The following is a 23,448-nucleotide window of genomic DNA, read 5'->3' as shown; positions in this document are numbered from 1 at the left end:
TCAACGACTCACAGCAATCGCCTGGTCACTCATGATACGCGGAGTCAGGAAGACCAGCAGCTCGGATTTTTTCTCTTGTAGAACATCGCGACGAAACAGCCGCCCAACATACGGCACATCGCCGAAAAATGGCACCTTGTCGACAACTTTACTTTGCACCGTCGAGTACACGCCGCCGATCACGATGGTCTCGCCATCATTGATGCGCACCTTGGCGTTGACCTCGTTCTTGCGGATCGCCGGCACGTGATCAAGGGCATTGAGGTAGTCGGGCTCGTCCTTGGTCACCTTGACCGCCATGATCACCCGGTTGTCCGGGGTGATCTGCGGGGTCACCTCCAGAGACAGCGATGCCTCACGGAAGGTCACGGACGTGGCGCCGCTGCCGCTGGTTTCCTGATACGGCACCTCGGTGCCCTTGAGGATCCGCGCGGTTTCCTTGTCGGCGGTAACCACCTTGGGCTGGGAGATGATCTCGCCATTGCCGGTCTTTTCCATGGCGCTGAGCTCCAGGTCGAGCAGTACGTTGTTGCGCACCAGGCCCACGCCGATGCTGGACGCGGCCCGATCCACGCCAAGATCGACAAAGGTATCGGCGCTGCCGAGGCTCAAACCCTTGCCCACCTGCACGGCGCCACCCCAACGCACCCCCAGGGCCTTTTCGAAATCGACATTGGCCTCGACAATCCGCGCCTCGATCATCACCTGACGAACCGGTACATCCAGTTCGCCGATCAGCCTGCGCAGCTCTTCCAGACGCTCTGGCGGCTGGCTGGCGACCAGGGTATTGGTGCGCTCGTCGACACTCAGCGAACCGTGGCTGGCGCCCCCGGCCTCATGGGCCATCAGGGCGTGGAACAACTCGGCGATATCGGCGGCCTTGGCATGATGGATCGGGATCAGCTCGCGCCGCGACGGCGCTGAACCGGCCAGCTCGGCACGCGGTGCGACCAGCAGCACATTGCCGTCCTTGCGCTGCTCCAGGCCCTTGCTGCGCAGTACCAGATCCAACGCCTGGTCCCAGGGCACATCCTGCAAACGCAAGGTCACCTTGCCTTGAACCGCGTCACTGGCCACCAGGTTGACCCCGGAAAAGTCGGCCAGCACCTGCAATACCGTACGTACCTCGACATCCTGGAAATTAAGCGACAGCGGCTCGCCACCATACAGCTGCTTCCCCGCAACGACGCCGGCAAACAGCCAGCCCCCTATCAGCGCTGCAATAACACCTCCCTTGCCCATCGATGACCTCCCTGGCCAGCACCTTCAACGCAGGGCGAGTGTTCGCCGCCGCAGTTGCCAGCCTTGGCCGGCAATAAAAACCTGCTCGATAACGTCGACCTGCCGCTCGCTTATCTCGACAACCTTCCCCTGATCACGGCCCAGCCGGTCACCGACCTGAAGCCGATGCACAAGGCCATCAGCCTGAATCAGTGCATAGCGGACGCTACGATTGGCCAAGCTACCGACCATCTCGAACTGCTCCAGCGCCAGACGCTGCAAAACATCGGCGGCTGGCTGCAGCGCAGAAGGCGCAAAAGGGTTGCGCAGCACGGCAACTGCTCGGCGCTCGGGAGGCTCTGGCGGTAAGCCCTGCGCCAGGGCATACAGTGAGTGATGCCGGTAGGTCCGGGCTTGCAGCTCCATGAGCACAAGCCCCGCATCGGCCGGCTTGAGCGACAGCCCATGCACGGTCACCAGCCGCGGCTGCGCAGCCAGGTCAGCGAAGAACCCGGCAAGGTCCGAAAAGGTGCCACGCAGACGCAGTTGCAGGGGCCGCTCAAGGTAATGCTCAGCGGGTGACGCCTCGAGCACCTGCAACTGCTCGATGGCCACCGCATGGGCCTCGGCCAGGCGGGACAGGGTTTCGAACACCGCAGGCTCGTCGCGCCCCGACGACAATTGCCAACGGGCTTGTTGCAGACGGCTGTGCAATGCCACCTGCTCGGCACTGCTTGCGCCCTCGTGCGGTAATGGATCGGTCCCTTGGCCAACCTGCATCAGCAAAGGCCGCAAATGCACGGCGTAGGCCACGCTCGCCAGCAGTGCCAGCAACCCCATCAGCAGCATCACCTGCACGGGCCAGGCACGCTGTGCCACCGGGCCCCAGAGGCTCAAGGCGCTACCTTCAATGCCGCGGCCAACTCAAACGCATGGCCTTCCTCGACCGCACTTATCTGCTGCAACTCGGCAGAACTGATCAAGGGTGAGGACGACAGGTTACCTGCCAATTGCGCAACCAAAGCGGCCGACTGAGCCATTCCAGTGAGTTTGAGCGCAGTCAGCTCCTGGCTCAGGGCGGTGAGGTACAGACCGTCGGGCATGGCCTGCTCAATATGTTCAAGCACATCCACGGCAAAAAAACGGCCAGCCTGCAGGCCCTCCAACTGACGCAGCTCATGCAGCAGGGCTTCAGGCTCCGGCTGCCCGCCCTCCCGCTTGAGCGTGGCCAGGCTCAGCGCCTGCTCCTGCAGCACGCCCCGGTAATGGAGGTCGACGAACCCGGTGGTAACGGCAGCCAGCAGCACAACGGCTGCACAGCCAGCCTGAAACCTTCGAATACGCAGGCGATGGCGGCGCTCGCGCCACGGCAACAGGTTTAGCCCGCATTCCCACATCGCCAGGCCACAGGCCACGCGCAGGTTCGATGCCACGTGCGCCAGCTCGGCGTCGAGCTGCAGAACAGCCGCCTCGCCTGTGGTTGCACGCTGCACTGCATGAGTATCGATTTCCAGCACCCTGGCGCTCAGCCCTGCGACCTCAAAGGTGGCTTCCAGCACATCCAGCATGCCGCGATGGCAGGCGGTAATCGCCACCTGCACGCTGGATGCATCGCCTGCAACCGGTTCAAGAACCTGGTAATCCAGCGCGGTATCTTCAAGGTCAAAGGGGATGAACTGCTCGGCGGCATCGTGCACGCGCGCAGCGACTTCGGCATCGCCCAGGCCAGCCGGCAGCGTCAGTAATTTGCTGATGGCCCGCGTAGCCGGCAAGGCCACAGCGCCCTGCCGACAGCGGCTGCCGCTGCGCTGCAGTGCGCGTTTCAAGGCTTGGCCGACCACCTCGGGGTCGGCAATCCAACCGTCTACCACGGCCCCTGCAGGCAGCGGCTCAAGCGCCCAGGCCCGCACGCACCAGGCGCCTTTGCGCCGGTGCAACTGCACCAGTCGGATGGACGGCAGGGCAATTTCTATCCCCAGGAGTGAACCGGCATCCATGCCGAAGCGTCCTAGCATTGGTTTTTCCTTGCTGGCGGTAGCCGCGCGCGTAACGCGGCGAGTTGAAAAATGCTTATAATGCCCAGCGTTTATCCTTTGTCCGCTGGCCCCGCGCGCAACCCATTCTTCTATCTGGACGCCCAAAAGCCTTGATACGCCTGCTGAAGTTCTTCTGGTGGTCTTTCGTCGCAGTCATCTGCGCGCTCATGCTCGGTCTGAGCGGCGCATTTCTGTATCTTAGCCCCAGCTTGCCCTCGGTAGAGGCCCTCAGAAGCATCCAGTTGCAGATCCCTTTGCGGGTCTACAGCAGCGACGGCAAACTGATTGCCGAGTTTGGCGAAATGCGCCGCTCGCCCATCCGTTTCGCCGACATTCCGCCGCATTTCATCCAGGCTCTGCTCTCGGCCGAAGACGACAATTTCGCCAATCACTATGGCGTCGACCCCAGCAGCCTGATGCGTGCTGCAACACAATTGCTCAAGTCCGGGCACATCCAGACCGGCGGCAGCACCATCACCATGCAGGTGGCGAAGAACTTCTTCCTCAGCAGCGAACGCAGCTTCTCGCGCAAGACCAACGAGATTCTCCTGGCCCTGCAGATCGAACGCGAACTGACCAAGGACGAGATCCTCGAGCTGTACGTCAACAAGATCTACCTGGGCAACCGCGCCTACGGCATCGAGGCCGCAGCGCAGGTGTACTACGGCAAATCGATCCGCGATGTGAGCCTGGCGCAGATGGCGATGATCGCCGGCCTGCCTAAAGCACCGTCGCGCTTCAACCCATTGGCCAACCCGGTGCGCGCCAAAGAGCGCCGCGACTGGATCCTGGGGCGCATGTACAAGCTCGGCAAGATCGACGAAGCCAGCTACCAGGCTGCCCTGGCCGAGCCGATCAACGCCAGCTACCACGTACCGACCCCGGAAGTTAACGCCCCTTACATCGCCGAAATGGCCCGCGCCGAAATGGTCGGCCGCTACGGCAGCGATGCCTACACCGAAGGCTTCCGTGTCACCACCACGGTGCCAAGCGACCTGCAGGAAATCGCCAACAAAGCGGTACTCAATGGCCTGACCACCTACGATGAGCGCCACGGCTACCGTGGCCCCGAATCGCGCTTCCCGGGCAAGACCCGCGACGCCTGGCGGCAGGAGCTGAGCAAGCAGCGCCCGCTGGGCGGCCTGGAACCTGTGATCGTCACCGACGTCAGCAAGGCCGGCCTGCAGGTTCTGACCCGCGCCGGCAATCAGGAAAGCGTGGCCTGGGAGACCATGAAGTGGGCCCGCCCGTTCCTCAACACCAACAGCCAGGGTCGCGCGCCGCAGCAGCCTTCGGACGTTGCCCAGGTCGGCGACCTGATTCGCGTCCAGCGCCTGGACGACGGCAGCCTCAAGTTCAGCCAGGTACCGGGAGCGCAGAGCGCCCTGGTATCGCTGGACCCGAACAGCGGTGCGATCCGCGCCCTGGTCGGCGGCTTCTCGTTCGAGCAGAGCAACTACAACCGCGCCATGCAGGCCAAGCGTCAGCCGGGCTCGAGCTTCAAGCCGTTCGTGTACAGCGCCGCGCTGGACAACGGCTACACCGCCGCCAGCCTGGTCAACGACGCACCTATCGTGTTCGTCGACGAGTACCTGGACAAGGTCTGGCGCCCGAAAAACGACACCAACACCTTCCTCGGCCCGATCCGCATGCGCGAGGCGCTGTACAAGTCGCGCAACCTGGTATCGATCCGCCTGCTGCAGGCCATGGGCGTCAGCTCGACCATCGACTACATCAGCAAGTTCGGCTTCAACAAGCAGGACCTGCCGCCCAACCTGTCCCTGGCCCTGGGCACCGCGACCCTGACGCCGATGGAAATCGCCACCGGCTGGAGCACCTTTGCCAACGGCGGCTACAAGATCAGCCCGTACCTGATCGAACGCATCGAGAGCCGCAACGGCGAGACCCTGTTCACCGCCAACCCGCCGCGGGTCCCGCAAGCCGAGCAGGTCGAGGCCGGCATCGCCGCGCCAGAGCAGCCGATCACCAGCCAACTGCCGGGTGAAGGCCTGAGCACCGTTGCCAGCAACCCGGCTGCAGACGTCGTCCAGCCCCCTGCCGTGGCCGAGCGCATCGTCGACGGGCGCACTACCTACATCCTCACCAGCATGCTCCAGGACGTGATCAAACGCGGTACCGGGCGCCGGGCCCTGGCCCTGGGCCGTACCGACCTGGCAGGCAAGACCGGCACCACCAACGAGTCCAAGGACGCCTGGTTCTCCGGCTATAACGCCGATTACGTGACCACGGTGTGGACCGGTTTCGACCAGCCGGAAACCCTCGGCCGTCGCGAATACGGCGGTACCGTGGCACTGCCGATCTGGATGAACTACATGGGCGCTGCGCTCAAGGACAAGCCCAACCATGCACCGGCCGAGCCGGAAGGCATCCTCAGCCTGCGCGTCGACCCGGTCAGCGGTCGCGCGGCCACACCGAGCACGCCGAATGCCTACTTCGAGCTGTTCAAGGCCGAAGACACTCCGCCATCGGTCAATGAGCTGGGCAACGGCAGCGCGCCGGGTAGCCCGCTGCCAGCGGATGAGGCGGCACCGATCGATCTGTTCTGATGGCCAGCCCCCAGCGCGGGGCAAGCCCGCTCCCACACTGAAACAGGCCCCATCAGCCTCTGTGGGAGCTGGCTTGCCAGCGATGAAGCCAAAACCGATCCACAGCCGTCACCCACAAAAAAGCCCCGACTCTCACGAGCCGGGGCTTTTTGTTACAACGCTACAACAGCTTAGCCGTTGAACACGTCATCCACGTTTTTCAGCGGGTAGTTCTTCGGATACGGCAGGGTTGCCACGCCGGTCTCGATCGCAGCCTTGGCCACGGCATCGGAAACGACGGTGATCAGACGGGCATCCATCGGCTTCGGAATGATGTACTCACGGCCAAATTCCAGGGAGTCGACGCCGTAGGCTGCGCAGACTTCCTTCGGCACTGGCAGCTTGGCCAGGTCTTTCAGGGCGTTGGCGGCGGCGATCTTCATCTCTTCGTTGATGCGCTTGGCGCGAACGTCCAGGGCACCACGGAAGATGAACGGGAAGCCCAGTACGTTGTTGACCTGGTTCGGGTAGTCGGAACGACCGGTGGCCATGATCACGTCATCACGGGTGGCGTGAGCCAGCTCCGGGGAGATCTCTGGATCAGGGTTGGAGCAGGCGAACACGATTGGGTTCGGCGCCATCGACTTCAGGCCTTCAGCGCTCAGCAGGTTCGGGCCGGACAGGCCGACGAACACGTCAGCGCCTTGCAGGGCGTCAGCCAGGGTGCGCTTGTCGGTAGCGTGGGCGAACACCGCCTTGTACTGGTTCAGGTCGTCACGGCCAGCGTGGATCACGCCAGTGCGGTCAACCATGAAGATGTTCTCGATCTGCGCGCCCATGCTCACCAGCAGTTTCATGCAGGAGATGGCGGCAGCACCGGCGCCCAGGCAGACGATCTTGGCGTCGGCCAGGTTTTTGCCAGCGATTTCCAGGGCGTTGATCATGCCGGCGGCGGTAACGATCGCGGTGCCGTGCTGGTCATCGTGGAATACCGGAATGTCGCACTGTTCGATCAGCGCGCGCTCGATTTCAAAGCACTCTGGCGCCTTGATGTCTTCCAGGTTGATGCCACCGAAGGTGATGGAGATACGCTTGACGGTGTCGATGAAGGCCTGCGGGCTCTCGGCGTCGACTTCGATGTCGAACACGTCGATACCGGCGAAACGCTTGAACAGAACACCCTTGCCTTCCATGACCGGCTTGGAGGCCAGTGGGCCGAGGTTACCCAGGCCAAGGATGGCGGTGCCGTCGGAAATGACTGCTACCAGATTGCCCTTGCCGGTGTACTTGTAGGCCAGTTCCGGATCGCGACCAATTTCACGTACCGGCTCGGCCACGCCAGGGCTGTAGGCCAGCGCCAGGTCGCGAGCAGTCGCGGTAGGCTTGGTGAGCTCGACGCTCAGTTTCCCCGGACGAGGCTGAGCATGGTATTCGAGAGCGGCGGTTTTCAAATCTGACATGGTGGGCATTCCGCTATTTACTGTTCTGACGGACCGCCGAGGATACGCAAAGAGCAAAGGGCCGACAAGACTGCCCGGTCACTTGTGTCAAGGCCTTTAACCTACGACTTTCCGCCAAGAGCCGCAGCCCGCAAGGGTTTTGATGTGTACAATTGAAATTAAAAATGTAGACAATTTTTTATCTTTCGACCCTTTCCAGCATCGACGGATCGGTCAGCGGCAGCAGCCAGCGCTGCTGACCAGGCTTCAGGCCACCTTTGCGGGAACGATCCAGCACCCAACCGCGGGCCTCAATGGATCGACCTTTCAGCTCAGCAAAGAAGGAAGAGGGGAAATTGCGCTGCAACCGCGCGGGTACCTGGAGCACCAGGGCATCGTCGATTTCAATCCAGATCCCCCCGCGATTGCGCTCGATATCCATCACCTTGCCACTTATCAGCGCAAAGCCAGACTGTCGCAACTCGCTCGCCGGGGTCAGTGGCGATTGCCGCCACAGGCCTTTGCCAGCCTGACGAGCGGCACGCTCGGCCTGCTCCTGGCAGACAGTCAGGGCGACGTTGGGCGCGACCGCAACCCGGTAGCCAAGACCTTCACTGAGCAATTGTGCTTCGAAATTGTCGCCAGAACGGCCGTAGACATGAGCCAGAGTGCGGCCGTATTTGTCCCGCGGCTCGACGCCCGGAACCAGGCTTACCTCGCCGCCACTGGCCTTGACCAGGGCTTGCAAACGCTGGCGCGCGGCCTCGGCGAAGGCTTCACTGGTGCGACCTTTGCGACCGATTTCCGGTGCATTGATACCGATCAGGCGGACACTGCGCCCATCATTCAGACGCAAGGTATCGCCGTCGACCACCTGACGCACGCTGACCACCTGTGCATCGACAGGCGCCGCGCAGAACGCCAGGGCCGGCAACTGCCAAATCGCGCCCATAAAAAAGGCGCCCGCGAGGGACGCCTTTTTCAGCAGCAATGCCAAACCCATGGGGCCAGCTTCGCGCAATCTTACTTCTTGGCACCGAACATGCCGAAGCGATCTGCGAACTTCTGTACGCGGCCGCCGGTGTCCAGGACCTTCTGCTTACCGGTGTAGAACGGGTGGCAGAGGTTGCAAACGTCGATCGGCAGGGCCTTGGCCAGAGTCGAGCGAGTTTCGAATTTGTTACCGCAGCTGCAGGTAACTTCTACAGCTTCGTATACCGGATGGATATCGGCTTTCATGGTGTTTCCTCAGTGCTGACGTGCCGCCACTCAACACCATTGTTGAATACCGCACGCAAAATAGGGTCCGAATAATACCAGAGCAAACAGCCAACGCAAGTTGTCGCTTACACCGGCGGTCGTCTGCTAGGCTCGCCGGGTCCTGGAATTCCCCTGCAGAGAACCTTTCGCGTGTCCGACGTCATTCTACGCCTTGCCCTGCCCTCGCCTCTGCGGCGGCTGTTCGACTACAGGGCACCGGCGAGCATGGCGCGCCAGGCACTGACCCCGGGCATGCGCATCCGCGTGCCGTTCGGTCGGCGCGAGATGATCGGGATACTCATCGAGATCAGCGACACCAGCGAGGTGCCGGCCGACAAACTGAAGCCGGCCATAGCCCTGCTCGACCCGGTGTCGCCGGTGCCGCCGGCGCTGTTCAAGCTGTGCCTGTGGACCGCGCAATATTATCAGCACAGCCTCGGCGACACCTTGAGCTGGGCCCTACCGGTGCTGCTGCGCCAGGGCGAACCGGCGCAAGCGCGCCAGGAGCGCTTCTGGCAAGTGGCTCCGGGCGCTCGCCTGGACGACCCGCGCATCGCCCGCGCGCCGCGCCAGCGCGAAGCCCTGGCAACCTTGGCGCAACATCCCCACGGTGTTGCCCATACCTTGCTGAGCAAGCTGATGTTGAGCAAGGACAGCCTCGACCTGCTGCTGGCCAAGGAACTGGTCCAGGTCGAAGTACGCCGCCACCTGCCCCAGGAGCGCCACGAGCGCTGGTTGGCGCAGCCGGAACTACCCCTGAACGACGAGCAGCGCGCCGCCTTCAATGCCGTACGCTCGGGTTTTGACAGCTTTCATGCGTTTTTACTGGCCGGGGTTACCGGCAGCGGCAAGACCGAGGTCTACCTGCAGCTGATCCGCGAAGCCCTGGAAGCCGGCAAGCAGGCGCTGATCCTGATCCCGGAGATCAACCTCGGGCCGCAAACCCTGGCGCGCTTCGAGCAGCGCTTCAACGCGCGCATCGCCCTGCTGCACTCGGCGGTCAACGACCGCGAGCGCCTGGACGCCTGGCTCGCCGCCCGCGACGGCGAGGCCGACATCATCATCGGCACCCGCTCGGCATTGTTCACGCCGATGAAAAACCCGGGGCTGATCATCATCGACGAAGAGCACGACGGCTCGTACAAGCAGCAGGAAGGCCTGCGCTACCACGCCCGCGACCTGGCGCTGGTGCGCGCACGCCAGGAGAACATCCCGATCCTGCTGGGTTCGGCCACGCCTTCGCTGGAGAGCCTGCACAATGCCCACAGCGGCCGCTACGGCCTGCTGCGCCTCAATCAGCGTGCTGGCGGCGCCCAGCAGCCGCGCTTCTTGCGTCTGGATGTAAAAAGCCGGCCACTGGACAGCGGCATCAGCGGGCCGATGCAGCAAGCCATCGGCCAGACCCTGGCGGCCGGCCAGCAGGTGCTGGTGTTCCTCAACCGCCGCGGCTTTGCCCCGACGCTGCTGTGCCATGACTGCGGCTGGATGTCCGAGTGCCCGCGCTGCGATGCGCGGATGACCGTGCACCAGCGCTCCAACGAGCTGCGCTGCCACCACTGCGGTTATGACGAGCGGGTGCCGCGCCAGTGCCCGCAGTGCAACAAGGTCGACCTGCGCCCGGTCGGCGCCGGCACCGAGCGCGCCGAAGAGCGCCTGAGCATTCTTTTTCCCGATTACCCGGTGCTGCGCGTCGACCGCGACAGCACCTCGCGCAAGGATGCGATGAACCAGTTGTTCGCCACCATCCAGCGCGGCCAGCCGTGCATCCTCGTTGGCACCCAGATGCTCGCCAAGGGCCACCACTTTCCGCGGGTGACCCTGGTGTCGATCCTCGATGCCGATGGCGGCCTGTTCTCGGGGGATTTTCGCGCCAGCGAGCGCATGGCGCAGATGATCGTCCAGGTTGCCGGCCGGGCCGGGCGCGCCGAGGAGCCGGGCAAGGTGATCATCCAGACCCACCTGGCCGACCATCCTTTGTTGGTGCAACTGACCGAACAGGGCTACTTCGCCTTCGCCGAGCAGGCCTTGAGCGAGCGCCGCGCCGCCGGCCTGCCGCCTTTCGCGCACTTGGCCCTGTTGCGCGCTGAGGCGCACAAGCCGGGGCAAGCCGAGGGTTTTCTCGATGAAGCCTGCAGCGCCGCCGAACAGTTATTGGCCGAACAGGGCCTGCACGGTATCGAGCTGCTCGGCCCGGTACCGGCGCCGATGGAGCGCCGTGCCGGGCGGTTTCGTGCGCAATTGTTGCTCCAGGCCAATGCCCGGGCACCTTTGCATCGACTGATCAGCGCCTGGTTGCTAGTGTTGGAGCAGATGCCGTCCGGGCGCCAGGTGCGTTGGTCGCTGGATGTCGATCCGGTGGATTTGTACTGATCCATCGCGGGGCAAGCCCGCTCCTACACACCCCTGTAGGAGCGGGCTTGCCCCGCGATAGCGCCCCAAAGGTTGGCAACCTCGCCCCGGCAACGGATAATGTCCAGTTTTTCCACCTGCGCATCGAAGCGCCGCCGCGCTTGCGGTCGAAAGAGAAGCCCATGAAAGACACCATTCGCCAGCTGATCCAGCAAGCCCTCACCCAACTCGTCACCGACGGTGTGCTGCCTGAAGGGCTGACGCCGGCGATCCAGGTGGAGAACGCCCGGGACAAGACTCACGGCGACTTCGCCAGCAACATCGCGATGATGCTGGCCAAGCCTGCCGGCATGAAGCCGCGCGACCTGGCCGAGAAGCTCATCGCCGCCCTGCCTGCCGACGAGCAGGTCAGCAAGGTCGAGATTGCCGGCCCGGGCTTTCTCAACTTCTTCCAGAATACCCAGGCCCTGGCCTCCCGCCTGGATGCGGCCCTGGCCGACGCCAAGCTGGGCGTGAAGAAAGCCGGCCCGCAGCAGAAGGTGGTGGTCGACCTGTCGGCACCGAACCTGGCCAAGGAGATGCACGTTGGCCACCTGCGCTCGACCATCATCGGTGACGCCGTGTCGCGCGTGCTGGAGTTCCTCGGCGATGACGTGATCCGTCAGAACCACGTCGGCGACTGGGGCACCCAGTTCGGCATGCTGATGGCTTATCTGCAGGAAAACCCGATCACCAGCGACGAGCTGTCGGACCTGGAAAACTTCTACCGTGCGGCGAAAAAACGCTTCGACGAATCCGAAGCGTTCGCCGACCGCGCTCGCGGCCTGGTGGTCAAGCTGCAAGCCGGCGACCCGGAATGCCTGAAGCTGTGGACCCGCTTCAAGGACATTTCGCTGTCGCACTGCCAGAAGACCTACGAGCTGCTCAACGTCAAGCTGACCATGGCCGACGTTATGGGCGAAAGCGCCTACAACGATGACCTGGCCAATGTCGTCAACGACCTCAAGGCCAAGGGCCTGCTGGTTGAGAGCAAGGGCGCCCAGTGCGTGTTCCTTGAAGAGTTCAAGACCGCCGAAGGCGAGCCGCTGCCAGTGATCGTACAGAAAGCCGACGGCGGCTACCTGTACGCCACCACCGACCTTGCCGCCGTGCGCTACCGCAGCAACGTGCTCAAGGCCGACCGCGCCCTGTACTTTGTCGACCAGCGCCAGGCCCTGCACTTCAACCAGGTCTTCGAAGTGGCCCGCCGCGCCGGTTTCGTCGGCCACCCGATGCAGATGGAACACATGGGCTTCGGCACCATGAACGGTGCCGACGGCCGCCCGTTCAAGACTCGCGACGGCGGCACGGTGAAGCTGATCGACCTGCTCACCGAAGCCAAGGAACGTGCCTACGCCCTGGTCAAGGAGAAGAACCCGGAGCTGGCCGAGGCCGACCTGCGCGCCATCGGCGAAGTGGTGGGGATTGGCGCGGTGAAGTACGCCGACCTGTCCAAGCACCGCACCAGCGACTACAGCTTCAACTTCGAGCTGATGCTCAACTTCGAAGGCAACACCGCGCCTTACCTGCTGTACGCCTACACCCGCGTTGCCGGCGTGTTCCGCAAGCTGGGCAAGGACTTCGATGAAGTCGACGGCCAGATCATCCTGCAAGCGCCACAGGAGCAGGACCTGGCCGCGCGCCTGGCGCAGTTCGGCGAGATCCTGAACAACGTCGCCGAAAAAGGCACGCCGCACGTGCTGTGCGCCTATCTGTACGACGTTGCCGGCCTGTTCTCCAGCTTCTACGAGAACTGCCCGATCCTTGCCGCCGACACCCCTGAACAACAGCAGAGCCGCCTGCGTCTGGCGGCCCTGACTGGCCGCACCCTCAAGCAAGGTCTGGAACTGCTCGGCCTGGAAACCCTGGAGCGCATGTAAGTTGGCTGCCAAGAAAAAACCCGCACCCAAGCGCGGCGCCAGTCGCTATCAGCCACCTGCCAAGCAACCGATCCCGGGCTGGCTGTGGCTGGCGATCGGCCTGTCGGTGGGCGCCTTTGTCGTTTTCCTGATGAAGCTCGAGCCCGGCAACGACGAGGTCAAGCGCAGCAAGCCCGAGCAGCAGAAGGCCGAGAAGGTCGCCGAGGCCAACAAGACCACGCCAAGCCCGCAGCAGCCGGTAAAACCGAAGTACGACTTCTATACCCTGCTGCCGGAATCGGAAGTGATCGTGCCGCCTGAAGCGGTGCCGGAGAAAACCCCGCCGGTACCGGCGCAACCACCGGTAACCCCGGCGGAAGCGGCGAAGATCGACACCGCCCGGGCCCAGGCGGCGCTGAACGGCCTGACCCCGCCACCGGCGCCACCGGTGATCAAGCCAGCGGCGACCACCCAGTTCTTCCTGCAGGCCGGTTCGTTCCGCAAGCAGGCGGATGCCGACAAGGTTCGCGCGCAGATCATCCTGCTCGGCCAGGCGGTCAAGGTGGAATCCGGAACGGTCAAGGAAGAAACCTGGTACCGCGTACTGGTTGGCCCGTTCAGCAACCGTGAACAGCTGACCGTGGCGCAGAAGCAACTGGCCGGCAGCGGCTTCAGCAACTTGCTGTTGCAGCAACGCCAGACCCGCCAGTAACCCCGCCCCAAGGCCTTGTCGCAGCGCACTGCGACAAGGCCTCAGGCTTTAACGCCGCTGGGCGTTGGCCAGTGACACCTGGGTATTGAGCGTCCAGAAGTCATACAGCACACCCACCAGAAACAGCCCGCCGGTGCACAGGTAGATCAGGCCAGTGATCCACTTGCCCTGGTACATGCGGTGCACGCCAAACACCCCCAGGAAGGTCAGTAGGATCCACGCCAGGCTGTAGTCCAGTGGACCTGGCTGAAAGCGCAGGTCGGCTTCGCGGTCCATCGCCGGGATCAGGAACAGGTCGATCAGCCAGCCAATGCCCAATAGGCCCAGGGTGAAGAACCAGAGGGTGCCGGTGACCGGTTTGCCGTAGTAGAAGCGGTGCGCGCCGGTGAAGCCAAAAATCCACAGCAGATAACCGATCACTTTGCTGTGGGTGTCGTGCAACTGACTGCCCTGTTGATAACTGTTCATTCATAGCCCCTGTGGGTTATCGATAAATTTTCTAAAGAAAAATGTGACTTTTCTCTGGCGACCCGACGTGTGGTCATTTTCCACCCCACCCGCCGCAAACCCCTATCCTGTCTGGCCCACGCCTTTCAAATGCAGGCCAATCGCCGCTTCTGGCGGTTTTTGCCGGCACCTGGAATCGACCAACGGATCAGAATTTGATCAAAAAGCTGTTATAAAGTTGCGCGCTAACCTACCTAGAGCCCTGCCTATGCGTCCTTTTTTCAAGACATGGCTGACCATCTGCCTATTATTGCCACTGGCCGCCCACGCCACCAATCGTGAGCAACGGCTACCCAACGGTTTCTCCGGGTATACCTCCAATTCCACTGCTGCACGTCCATACAAGAACGTCAGCAGCAACATCCAGCACAGCCCCAAGCGCAGCGCCCGTTCGAGCAAGCCGCTACCGGTCGCCGCGGCCATGTCGCCGCAGCAGAGCAGCGATGTGCTCAGCCGTGCGGTCAACGTGCTCGGCACCCCGTACCGCTGGGGCGGCAGCAGCCCGAGCAAGGGCTTTGACTGCAGCGGCCTGGTCAAGTACGCCTTCAATGACATCGATGAAGTCGACCTGCCACGCACCTCCAACGCCATGGCCAGCGGCCACGGTATCAAGGTCGACCGCAACGACCTCAAGCCGGGCGACCTGATCTTCTTCAACATCAAGAGCCGCCGGGTCAACCACGTCGCCATCTACCTGGGTAACGACCGCTTCATCCACGCGCCGCGCACCGGCAAGCGGGTCAGCATCGACACCCTGAACAAACCTTACTGGCAAAGCCGCTACGTGGTTGCCAAACGCGTCCTGCCAAAAAGCCAGCAACTGGCCCTGGCCAAGCGCTAGAAACGTCCCGGCGCCCGCTCACGAGCGCTGTCGGGGCTGACCAGCCCTTGCCGCACCAGGCCCTGCAGACATCCGTCCAGGGTCTGCATGCCCTGCGCTCCACCTGTCTGAATCGCCGAATAGAGCTGCGCCACCTTGCCCTCACGGACCAGGTTACGCACTGCCGGCGTTGCCAGCAGGATCTCATGGGCCGCCACCCGCCCACCGCCTACACGCTCGACCAATACCTGCGAGACCACCGCCTGCAGCGACTCGGCCAGCATCGCGCGCACCAGTTGCTTCTCCTCGGCGGCAAACACATCCACCAGGCGATCGATGGTTTTCGCCGCCGACCCGGTGTGTACCGTGGCCAGCACCAGGTGCCCGGTTTCCGCCGCAGTCAGCGCCAGGCGTATCGTCTGCGGGTCGCGCAGCTCACCGAGCATGATCACATCCGGGTCCTGACGCAGCGCCGCACGCAATGCCTGGGCAAAACCATGGCTGTGCCGGCCGATCTCGCGCTGACTGATCCGGCTACGCTGCGAGCTGTGGATAAACTCGATGGGGTCCTCGAGGGTGACGATATGCAATGGCCGCTCGCGGTTCAGGTGATCGACCAGGGCCGCGAGGGTGGTTGACTTACCCGAACCGGTGGGCCCGGTGACCAGCACCAGTCCGCCCGCCAGCTCGGCAATCTGTCGAAACACATCCCCAAGACCCAGCTCGGCCAGGCTGCTGACCTGCGCCGGAATCATCCGCAGCACCGCCGCAGCGCCCTGCAACTGCTGGAACACATTGACCCGAAAGCGCGCCAATGCTGGCACGGCGAAGGCAAAGTCGACGTCCAAATGTGTTTCAAAATCCTTTTGCTGCGCCTCAGACATGATTTGCGCGAGCAGTTCATCCATGTGTTGCTGCGTCAGCAGCGGCAGCGGCAGCGGGCTCAAGCGCCCCTCAAGACGCAGCGCCGGTACTTCGCCCGCCGCCAGGTGCAGGTCGGAGGCACCGGCCCGTACCGCCAGCGCCAGTAGTTCAGTCACATCCATGAGACTCCCCAAAGACCGCCAAGCAGGTAGAATGCCGCAGACCCAAAGAGCCGCTGGCATCGATCAATGTCCACCATAGCAGACAACCTTTCCACGCTCGCCGCACGCATCCGTGCCGCCGCGCTGGCCGCCGGGCGCGAGCCTTCGGCCGTCCAGCTGCTGGCCGTGAGCAAGACCAAACCCGCCGCCGCCGTGCGCGAAGCCTTCGCCGCCGGGGTGCGCGATGTCGGTGAGAACTACCTGCAGGAAGCCTTGAACAAACAGGGCGAATTGACCGACCTGCCCTTGACCTGGCACTTCATCGGCCCCATTCAGTCGAACAAGACTCGTGCGATTGCCGAGCACTTTGACTGGGTACATTCCGTGGACCGCCTGAAAATCGCCCAACGCCTGTCCGAGCAACGCCCCGACCACCTTGCAGCGTTGAATATCTGCCTGCAGGTCAACGTCAGTGGCGAAGCGAGCAAGTCCGGCTGCACCCCCGAGGAGCTACCGGCGCTGGCCCGCACCATCGCCGCGCTGCCACGCCTGCGCCTGCGCGGGCTGATGGCGATTCCCGAGCCGACCGACAACGAGGCCGCCCAACAAGCCGCCTTCGCCCGGGTGCGCCAACTGCAGGCGAGCCTTGGCCTGGACCTCGACACCCTGTCCATGGGCATGAGCCATGACCTGGAAGCCGCGATTGCCCAGGGCGCGACCTGGGTGCGTATCGGCACCGCGCTGTTCGGTGCCCGTGACTACGGCCAGCCCTGACCCATGCTTTTTCCCTCTTTCCCTATCAAGGACCTGACATGAGCAAGACTCGTATTGCCTTTATCGGCGCCGGCAACATGGCTGCCAGCCTGATCGGCGGCCTGCGCGCCCAGGGCCTGGAAGCTTCGCAGATCCGCGCCAGCGATCCGGGCGCCGAGCAGCGGGCGAAAATCCATGCCGAGCACGGCATCGAGATGTTCGCCGACAACGCCCAGGCCATCGAAGGTGCCGATGTGGTGGTCCTGGCGGTCAAGCCACAGGCGATGAAAGCCGTGTGCGAAGCCCTCAAACCCAGCCTCAAGCCCGAGCAACTGGTGGTCTCGATTGCCGCCGGGATCACCTGCGCGAGCATGAACAACTGGCTCGGCGCCCAGCCGATCGTGCGCTGCATGCCCAACACCCCGGCGCTGCTGCGCCAGGGCGTCAGCGGCCTGTTCGCCACCGCCCAGGTTTCGCCGGCCCAGCGCCAGCAGGCCGAGCAGCTGCTGTCGGCCGTGGGTATCGCCCTGTGGCTGGACGCCGAGCAACAGCTCGATGCGGTGACCGCCGTGTCCGGCAGTGGCCCTGCGTACTTCTTCTTGCTGATCGAGGCCATGACCGCCGCCGGCGAAAAACTCGGCCTGCCACGGGAAACCGCCGCCAAGCTGACCCTGCAAACCGCCCTGGGCGCCGCGCACATGGCGGTCAGCAGCGATGTCGACGCCGCCGAGCTGCGCCGCCGGGTAACCTCGCCGGCCGGCACCACGGAAGCGGCGATCAAGTCGTTCCAGGCCAATGGATTCGAAGCGCTGGTGGAACAGGCGCTGGGTGCCGCTGCGCACCGCTCGGCCGAAATGGCCGAACAACTGGGCAACTAAGGAGCCGAAGATGATCGGATTGAACACCGCTGCAATCTATGTGCTGCAAACCCTCGGCAGCCTGTACCTGCTGATCGTGGTCCTGCGCTTTGTCCTGCAACTGGTGCGCGCGGACTTCTACAACCCGCTCAGCCAGTTCGCCGTACGTGCTACCCAACCGCTGCTCAAGCCGATGCGTCGGGTGATCCCGAGCCTGTTCGGCCTGGACATGTCGTCGCTGCTGCTGGCGCTCATCATCCAGATGCTGGTGATGGGCCTGACCCTGCTGCTGGCCTACGGCACCACCGGCAACCCGCTGCAACTGCTGGTCTGGTCAATCATTGGCGTGACCTCGCTGTTTCTGAAGATTTTCTTCTTCGCCCTGATCATCAGCGTGATCCTCTCGTGGGTCGCACCGGGCAGCCATAACCCGGGCGCCGAGCTGATCAACCAGATCTGCGACCCGTTCCTCGCCCCGTTCCGGCGCATCCTGCCAAACCTGGGCGGCCTGGACATCTCGCCGATCCTGGCGTTCATGGCCCTGAAGCTGATCGACATGCTGGTGATCAACAACCTGGCGGCGATGACCGGAATGCCGGAGGTTCTGCGCCTGTTGGTCTGATCTGCACCTGCAGCGCCCTATCGCTGGCAAGGCAGCTCCCACAAGGCTCGCGACAACCTGTGGGAGCTGGTTTGCCAGCGATGTTTTTCAAGCCTTGGCACATTGCTTGCCGCCCACCCCGGTGGTCTTTAGACTTACGCCTCATTCAAGCGTGAGCAGGGTCGATGTCCACTGTCTTTCCCGAAGATTCGGTCGGTCTGGTAACACCGCAACTGGCACAGTTCAGCGAGCCGCTGGCGCTGGCCTGCGGTCGCTCGCTGGCCACCTATGAACTGATCTACGAAACCTACGGCACGCTCAACAGCAAGGCCAGCAACGCCGTGCTGATCTGTCATGCGCTGTCCGGCCATCACCATGCCGCCGGCTACCACAGCCCCGACGACCGCAAGCCGGGCTGGTGGGACAGCTGCATTGGCCCTGGCAAGCCGATCGATACCAATCGCTTCTTCGTGGTCAGCCTCAACAACCTCGGCGGTTGCAATGGCAGCACCGGCCCCAGCAGCATCAATCCGCTCACCGGCAAACCCTACGGCGCCGATTTCCCGGTGCTGACCGTGGAAGACTGGGTGCACAGCCAGGCGCGCCTGGCCGATCGCCTGGGCATCCAGCAATGGGCTGCGGTGGTAGGCGGCAGCCTGGGCGGCATGCAGGCACTGCAGTGGACCATCACCTACCCCGACCGTGTGCGACACTGCCTGGACATCGCCTCGGCGCCCAAACTCTCGGCACAGAACATCGCCTTCAACGAGGTGGCGCGCCAAGCCATCCTTACCGACCCCGAGTTCCACGGTGGCTCGTTCCAAAACCTGGGCGTGATCCCCAAGCGCGGCCTGATGCTGGCGCGCATGGTCGGGCACATCACCTACCTGTCCGACGACTCCATGGGCGAGAAATTCGGCCGCGAGCTGAAAAGCGACAAGCTCAACTACGACTTCCACAGCGTCGAGTTCCAGGTCGAAAGCTACCTGCGTTACCAGGGCGAGGAATTCTCCGGTCGTTTCGACGCCAACACCTACCTGCTGATGACCAAGGCGCTGGACTACTTCGACCCGGCCGCCAGCCACCGCGGCGACCTGGCGGCGACCCTGGCGCATGTCACGGCGGACTACTGCGTGATGTCGTTCACCACCGACTGGCGCTTCTCGCCGGCGCGCTCGCGCGAGATCGTCGACGCCCTGATCGCCGCACGCAAGAACGTCTGCTACCTGGATATCGACTCGCCCTATGGCCACGATGCCTTCCTGATCCCGACCCCGCGCTACATCACGGGTTTCACGAACTACATGAACCGCATCGTCTGCTGAGGACCCTATGAGAGCCGACCTGGAAATCATCCAAGACTGGATCCCCGCTGGCAGCCGGGTACTCGACCTCGGTTGCGGTACCGGTGAGCTGCTGGCGTCGTTGCGCGACCACAAGCAAGTCACCGGCTATGGCCTGGAAATCGACCCCGACAACATCGCCCAGTGCGTGGCCAAGGGCGTCAACGTCATCGAGCAGGACCTCGACAAGGGCCTGGGCAATTTCGCCAGCAACAGTTTCGACGTGGTGGTCATGACCCAGGCCCTGCAGGCCGTGGAGTACCCTGACCGGATTCTCGACGAAATGCTCCGCGTTGGCCGCCAGTGCATCATCACCTTCCCCAACTTCGGCCACTGGCGTTGCCGCTGGTACCTGGCGACCAAAGGTCGCATGCCGGTTTCCGACTTCATGCCGTATACCTGGTACAACACGCCGAACATCCACTTCTGCACCTTTGAAGACTTCGAGGCCCTGTGCGGCGAACGCCGCGCCCAGGTCCTAGACCGCCTGGCGGTCGACCATTTGCACCGCCACGGGTGGGCGAGCAAGCTATGGCCTAATCTTCTAGGTGAGATCGGCATTTACCGTGTCAGCAGCCCCGGCCTTACCGAACACAAGGTCGCGGTTTAACCCGCACACCGGAGGAGAACGATCATGGGTCGCTTGTTGAGCTGTTTACTGGTTGCCTGCCTGAGCCTGTCGGCGGTTGCCGCCGATGCCATCAAGGGCGAGCGCAAGGAAGTCTTTGGCGATACCACCGTGCACTACAGCACCTTTATTTCCACCTTCCTGCAGCCGGACATTGCCAAGTCTGCGGAGCTGGTGCGCAGCAAGAACCAGGGCGTGATCAACGTCTCGGTGATCAAGGCCGGCAAGCCGGTGGTCACCCAGGTCAGCGGCACCGTCAAGGACCTGACCAGCGCCTCGGTACCGCTGAAGTTCAAGCAGATCACCGAGCAAGGCGCGATCTACTACATCGCCCAGTTCCCTGTTGAGCAACAGGAAACCCGTACCTTCACCATCAATGTTGGCGTTGACGGCAAGACCGAAACCATCAGCTTCAACCAAGAGCTTTTTCCAGGCGAATGATGACTTTTCAACAAATCGTATTGGCCAGCCACAACGCCGGCAAACTCAAGGAACTGCAGGCCATGCTCGGTGATACCGTGCGGCTGCGCTCCATTGGCGAATTCAGCAGCGTCGAGCCGGAAGAAACCGGCTTGTCGTTCGTCGAGAACGCCATCCTCAAGGCACGCAATGCCGCACGCATTTCCGGCATGCCGGCGCTGGCCGACGATTCGGGCCTGGCCGTGGACTTCCTGGGCGGCGCGCCAGGCATCTATTCGGCACGTTACGCCGATGGCAAAGGCGACGCCGCAAACAACGCCAAATTGCTCGATGTGCTCAAGGACGTCCCGCAGGAGCAGCGCGGCGCCCAGTTCGTCTGCGTCCTGGCCCTGGTCCGCCATGCCGACGACCCGCTGCCGATCCTCTGCGAAGGGCTGTGGCACGGTCGCATCCTGACCCAGGCCAGCGGCGCCCACGGTTTTGGCTATGACCCGCTGTTCTGGGTGCCGGAGCGCGATTGCTCGAGCGCCGAGCTGAGCCCTGCCGACAAGAACCAGATAAGCCACCGTGCCCGCGCCATGAGCCTGCTGCGTCAACGTCTGGGCCTGGCATGACCGAGCGTTCGCCGGCACAGCCACTGCACCTGGGCGAGGCTGGCTTTACTTCCCAAGGACCGCGGGCGGCCCTGCCACAGCTGCCGCCCCTGGCGCTGTACATCCATATCCCCTGGTGCGTGCGCAAATGCCCGTACTGCGACTTCAACTCCCACGCCGCCACCCCCGAACTACCGGAAGAAGCCTACGTCGACGCCCTGCTCGCCGACCTCGACCAGGAGCTGGGCAACGTCTATGGCCGCCCGATCAGCTCAATCTTCTTTGGCGGCGGCACCCCGAGCCTGTTCAGAGCCCGCGCCCTGGGGCGCTTGCTGGTAGGTGTGGAACAACGCATACCGTTTGCCAGGGACATCGAAATCACCCTGGAGGCCAACCCCGGGACCTTCGAACAAGAGAAGTTCAAGGCCTACCGGCAGCTGGGCATCAATCGCCTGTCGATCGGCATCCAGAGCTTCCAGCAGGCCAAGCTCGAAGCCCTGGGCCGCATCCACAACGGTGACGAGGCCATTCGCGCCGCCGACATGGCGCGCAATGCCGGGTTCGACAACTTCAACCTCGACCTGATGCACGGCCTGCCCGACCAGTCGCTGGACGACGCCCTGGGCGACCTGCGCCAGGCGATTGCGCTGAACCCCACGCACCTGTCCTGGTACCAGTTGACCCTGGAGCCGAACACGGTGTTCTGGAACCAGCCGCCGCTGTTGCCCGAAGACGACATCCTCTGGGACATCCAGGAAGCCGGCCAGGCCCTGCTGGCCAGCCACGGCTATGCCCAGTACGAAGTCTCGGCCTACGCCCAGCCTGGCCGCGCCGCCCGCCACAACCTCAACTACTGGAGCTTTGGCGATTTCATCGGCATTGGCGCTGGTGCCCACGGCAAGCTCAGCCACCCCGACGGACGTATCCTGCGCACCTGGAAGACCCGCCTGCCCAAGGACTACCTGAACCCGGCCAAGGCCTTCAAGGCCGGCGAGAAGCTGCTGCCGGTGGATGAGCTGCCGTTCGAGTTCCTGATGAACGCCCTGCGCCTGACCCAAGGGGTGGAGATCGAGCTGTTCAGCCAACGCACCGGCTTGCCGCTGGAACAGCTCGCAGCAGCGCGCCGTGAAGCCGAACAAAAAGGGCTTTTGCAGGTCGAACCGACGCGACTGGTCGCTACCGCGCGTGGCCAGTTGTTCCTCAACGACCTGCTGCAGTATTTCTTGACCTAAGGATTGCGAATGGACCTGGTACTCGACTTGCTCTCGACCGTTTCCCGCTGGAGTCGCAGCAACTTGTCGGAGATTTCCCTGGCTTTGGTGGGCTGTTTGCTGGTGCTGTTCGGCACCGACATCAAAGGCTGGGTCGAACAACGCCTGGGCGGCCTTGCAGGCGCCTTGCGCGTACCGTTCATGGCCTTGCTGGTGATGATCGGCAGCGGTGCCGCGCTGATCTATGCCACCCCGTGGGTGGTGAAGGGGCTGGCGCAGTTCAACAACTATGCGTTGGCGCCGGTGTTGCTGATTGTGCTGGTGTTGATTGGCGTGGTTGCTGATCGGCGCTGAAAAACAGGGCGCTTTCAGGGCTGCTTCGCAGCCCATCGCCGGCAAAGCCGGCTCCCACAAAGATCTCCTGACACTTCAAAACTGCAGGCAATCACAGCACCTGTGGGAGCCGGCCTTGCCGGCGATCGAGCGCAAAGCGCTCGCCGTTTTACGCCAGCTTTTCGAACTTCAAGTCCCACACCCCATGCCCAAGCCGCTCGCCACGGCGTTCGAACTTGGTGATCGGGCGTTCGGCCGGGCGCTCTACGCACTTGCCGTCTTCGGCCAAGTTGCGATAACCCGGGGCGATGTTCATCACTTCCAGCATGTATTCGGCATAGGGCTCCCAGTCGGTGGCCATATGGAACACGCCGCCTACCTTGAGCTTGCTGCGCACAAGCTCCGCGAATTCCGGCTGGACGATGCGGCGCTTGTGGTGACGGCTCTTGTGCCAAGGGTCGGGGAAGAACAGCATCAGCCGGTCAAGGCTGTTGTCAGCCACGCACTTGTTCAGCACTTCGATGGCATCGCAGTCATACACCCGCAGGTTCTTCAGGCCCTGGGTCAGCACACCGTTGAGCAGTGCACCAACACCCGGACGGTGCACTTCGACACCGATGAAGTCCTGCTCCGGTGCGGCAGCGGCCATTTCCAGCAGGGAATGGCCCATGCCGAAACCGATCTCCAGGGTACGCGGCGCCGAGCGGCCGAAAACCTGGTCGTAGTCCACCGGGCTATCAGCCAGGGGCAGGATGAACAGCGGCCCACCCTGGTCCAGGCCACGCTGCTGGCCTTCGGTCATGCGCCCGGCGCGCATCACGAAACTCTTGATGCGGCGGTGTTGGCGCTCTTCGCCTTCGGTGGTGATCGGCGTTTCTTGCGATTCAGTCATCAGG

23 protein-coding genes are annotated in these 23,448 nt (G+C 63.3%); 14 read left to right on the top strand and 9 right to left on the bottom strand.

What is annotated here, in order from left to right; genetic code table 11:
* Genes PspR32_RS01360 through pilM form a run of 3 tightly spaced genes read right to left on the bottom strand, consistent with a single transcriptional unit; the run spans position 1 to position 3,362 of the window.
* Positions 1 to 1,242, bottom strand: a complete 1,242-nt coding sequence (locus PspR32_RS01360; protein ID WP_232531789.1) for a type IV pilus secretin PilQ — start codon at positions 1,240 to 1,242, stop codon at positions 1 to 3.
* Positions 1,243 to 1,266: 24 nt separating this feature from the next.
* A complete protein-coding gene (locus PspR32_RS01355) occupies positions 1,267 to 2,118 on the bottom strand; it encodes a pilus assembly protein PilP (protein WP_159387997.1) in 852 nt (283 codons plus the stop codon).
* On the bottom strand, positions 2,115 to 3,362 hold the full coding sequence (gene pilM / locus PspR32_RS01350) for a pilus assembly protein PilM (protein ID WP_159387996.1): 1,248 nt from the start codon (positions 3,360 to 3,362) through the stop codon (positions 2,115 to 2,117). The genes PspR32_RS01355 and pilM overlap by 4 nt, the downstream gene beginning before the upstream one ends.
* A gap of 8 nt (positions 3,363 to 3,370) precedes the next feature.
* Between pilM and PspR32_RS01345 the strand changes: the two genes are divergently transcribed.
* Positions 3,371 to 5,824: a penicillin-binding protein 1A gene (locus tag PspR32_RS01345; protein WP_374045261.1), complete on the top strand. Its 2,454-nt coding sequence runs from the start codon at positions 3,371 to 3,373 to the stop codon at positions 5,822 to 5,824.
* 170 nt (positions 5,825 to 5,994) lie between these two features.
* Here the strand turns inward: PspR32_RS01345 and PspR32_RS01340 are convergent, their stop codons facing one another.
* The 3 genes from PspR32_RS01340 to rpmE form a co-directional block, all read right to left on the bottom strand.
* A complete protein-coding gene (locus PspR32_RS01340; RefSeq protein ID WP_010222225.1) occupies positions 5,995 to 7,263 on the bottom strand; it encodes a malic enzyme-like NAD(P)-binding protein in 1,269 nt (422 codons plus the stop codon).
* Positions 7,264 to 7,441: 178 nt separating this feature from the next.
* Positions 7,442 to 8,263, bottom strand: a complete 822-nt coding sequence (locus tag PspR32_RS01335) for a thermonuclease family protein (protein WP_026001258.1) — start codon at positions 8,261 to 8,263, stop codon at positions 7,442 to 7,444.
* 2 nt (positions 8,264 to 8,265) lie between these two features.
* Entirely contained in the window at positions 8,266 to 8,481 is a 216-nt protein-coding gene (rpmE, locus tag PspR32_RS01330) for a 50S ribosomal protein L31 (protein WP_010222223.1), read from the bottom strand.
* Positions 8,482 to 8,652: 171 nt separating this feature from the next.
* Between rpmE and PspR32_RS01325 the strand changes: the two genes are divergently transcribed.
* The 3 genes from PspR32_RS01325 to PspR32_RS01315 all read left to right on the top strand — a co-directional run bounded on the left by PspR32_RS01325 (position 8,653) and on the right by PspR32_RS01315 (position 13,461).
* Positions 8,653 to 10,872 carry a primosomal protein N' gene (locus PspR32_RS01325; protein ID WP_159387995.1) on the top strand — a complete coding sequence of 740 codons (2,220 nt, stop codon included), beginning with the start codon at positions 8,653 to 8,655 and terminating at the stop codon, positions 10,870 to 10,872.
* A 161-nt stretch (positions 10,873 to 11,033) separates the two neighbouring features.
* Positions 11,034 to 12,770, top strand: coding sequence for an arginine--tRNA ligase (gene argS / locus PspR32_RS01320; RefSeq protein WP_159387994.1), 1,737 nt, complete (start codon positions 11,034 to 11,036; stop codon positions 12,768 to 12,770).
* A 1-nt stretch (position 12,771) separates the two neighbouring features.
* Positions 12,772 to 13,461: an SPOR domain-containing protein gene (locus tag PspR32_RS01315; RefSeq protein WP_010222218.1), complete on the top strand. Its 690-nt coding sequence runs from the start codon at positions 12,772 to 12,774 to the stop codon at positions 13,459 to 13,461.
* 48 nt (positions 13,462 to 13,509) lie between these two features.
* Here PspR32_RS01315 and PspR32_RS01310 read toward each other — a convergent pair whose 3' ends face one another.
* On the bottom strand, positions 13,510 to 13,929 hold the full coding sequence (locus PspR32_RS01310; RefSeq protein WP_010222217.1) for an NINE protein: 420 nt from the start codon (positions 13,927 to 13,929) through the stop codon (positions 13,510 to 13,512).
* Positions 13,930 to 14,098: 169 nt separating this feature from the next.
* On the opposite strand from PspR32_RS01310, the gene PspR32_RS01305 reads away from it, so the two are divergent.
* On the top strand, positions 14,099 to 14,809 hold the full coding sequence (locus tag PspR32_RS01305; RefSeq protein WP_374045260.1) for a C40 family peptidase: 711 nt from the start codon (positions 14,099 to 14,101) through the stop codon (positions 14,807 to 14,809).
* Here PspR32_RS01305 and PspR32_RS01300 read toward each other — a convergent pair.
* Complete coding sequence (locus PspR32_RS01300; RefSeq protein WP_159387993.1) at positions 14,806 to 15,834, bottom strand: type IV pilus twitching motility protein PilT; 1,029 nt, start codon at positions 15,832 to 15,834, stop codon at positions 14,806 to 14,808. The genes PspR32_RS01305 and PspR32_RS01300 overlap by 4 nt on opposite strands.
* Before the next feature lie 66 nt (positions 15,835 to 15,900).
* On the opposite strand from PspR32_RS01300, the gene PspR32_RS01295 reads away from it, so the two are divergent.
* The 9 genes from PspR32_RS01295 to PspR32_RS01255 all read left to right on the top strand — a co-directional run bounded on the left by PspR32_RS01295 (position 15,901) and on the right by PspR32_RS01255 (position 22,573).
* A complete protein-coding gene (locus PspR32_RS01295) occupies positions 15,901 to 16,587 on the top strand; it encodes a YggS family pyridoxal phosphate-dependent enzyme (RefSeq protein WP_010222211.1) in 687 nt (228 codons plus the stop codon).
* A 38-nt stretch (positions 16,588 to 16,625) separates the two neighbouring features.
* The gene (gene proC / locus PspR32_RS01290) at positions 16,626 to 17,444 is read left to right on the top strand and encodes a pyrroline-5-carboxylate reductase (protein ID WP_010222210.1); all 819 of its coding nucleotides are present in this window, start codon (positions 16,626 to 16,628) and stop codon (positions 17,442 to 17,444) included.
* A 10-nt stretch (positions 17,445 to 17,454) separates the two neighbouring features.
* A complete protein-coding gene (locus PspR32_RS01285; RefSeq protein ID WP_010222208.1) occupies positions 17,455 to 18,045 on the top strand; it encodes a YggT family protein in 591 nt (196 codons plus the stop codon).
* Between the two features lie 164 nt (positions 18,046 to 18,209).
* Positions 18,210 to 19,349: a homoserine O-succinyltransferase MetX gene (gene metX, locus PspR32_RS01280; protein WP_010222207.1), complete on the top strand. Its 1,140-nt coding sequence runs from the start codon at positions 18,210 to 18,212 to the stop codon at positions 19,347 to 19,349.
* Between the two features lie 7 nt (positions 19,350 to 19,356).
* The gene (gene metW / locus PspR32_RS01275) at positions 19,357 to 19,977 is read left to right on the top strand and encodes a methionine biosynthesis protein MetW (RefSeq protein ID WP_010222206.1); all 621 of its coding nucleotides are present in this window, start codon (positions 19,357 to 19,359) and stop codon (positions 19,975 to 19,977) included.
* A 24-nt stretch (positions 19,978 to 20,001) separates the two neighbouring features.
* Positions 20,002 to 20,436: a DUF4426 domain-containing protein gene (locus tag PspR32_RS01270; protein ID WP_010222205.1), complete on the top strand. Its 435-nt coding sequence runs from the start codon at positions 20,002 to 20,004 to the stop codon at positions 20,434 to 20,436.
* Positions 20,433 to 21,029 (top strand): RdgB/HAM1 family non-canonical purine NTP pyrophosphatase, encoded by a 597-nt coding sequence (gene rdgB / locus PspR32_RS01265; RefSeq protein WP_010222204.1) that lies wholly within the window; start codon positions 20,433 to 20,435, stop codon positions 21,027 to 21,029. Before PspR32_RS01270 ends, rdgB begins: the two co-directional genes overlap by 4 nt.
* Complete coding sequence (gene hemW / locus PspR32_RS01260) at positions 21,026 to 22,240, top strand: radical SAM family heme chaperone HemW (RefSeq protein ID WP_159387992.1); 1,215 nt, start codon at positions 21,026 to 21,028, stop codon at positions 22,238 to 22,240. The genes rdgB and hemW overlap by 4 nt, the downstream gene beginning before the upstream one ends.
* Positions 22,241 to 22,249: 9 nt before the next feature.
* A complete protein-coding gene (locus PspR32_RS01255; protein ID WP_010222202.1) occupies positions 22,250 to 22,573 on the top strand; it encodes a DUF3392 domain-containing protein in 324 nt (107 codons plus the stop codon).
* Positions 22,574 to 22,721: 148 nt separating this feature from the next.
* On the opposite strand, the gene trmB is transcribed toward PspR32_RS01255, so the two are convergent.
* On the bottom strand, positions 22,722 to 23,444 hold the full coding sequence (gene trmB, locus PspR32_RS01250) for a tRNA (guanosine(46)-N7)-methyltransferase TrmB (RefSeq protein WP_159387991.1): 723 nt from the start codon (positions 23,442 to 23,444) through the stop codon (positions 22,722 to 22,724).
* Positions 23,445 to 23,448: the final 4 nt, after the last annotated feature.

The sequence above is a fragment of the Pseudomonas sp. R32 genome (assembly GCF_009866705.1).
Classification (GTDB): Bacteria; Pseudomonadota; Gammaproteobacteria; order Pseudomonadales; family Pseudomonadaceae; genus Aquipseudomonas; species Aquipseudomonas donghuensis.
This window is presented reverse-complemented; position numbering and strand designations above follow the sequence as displayed.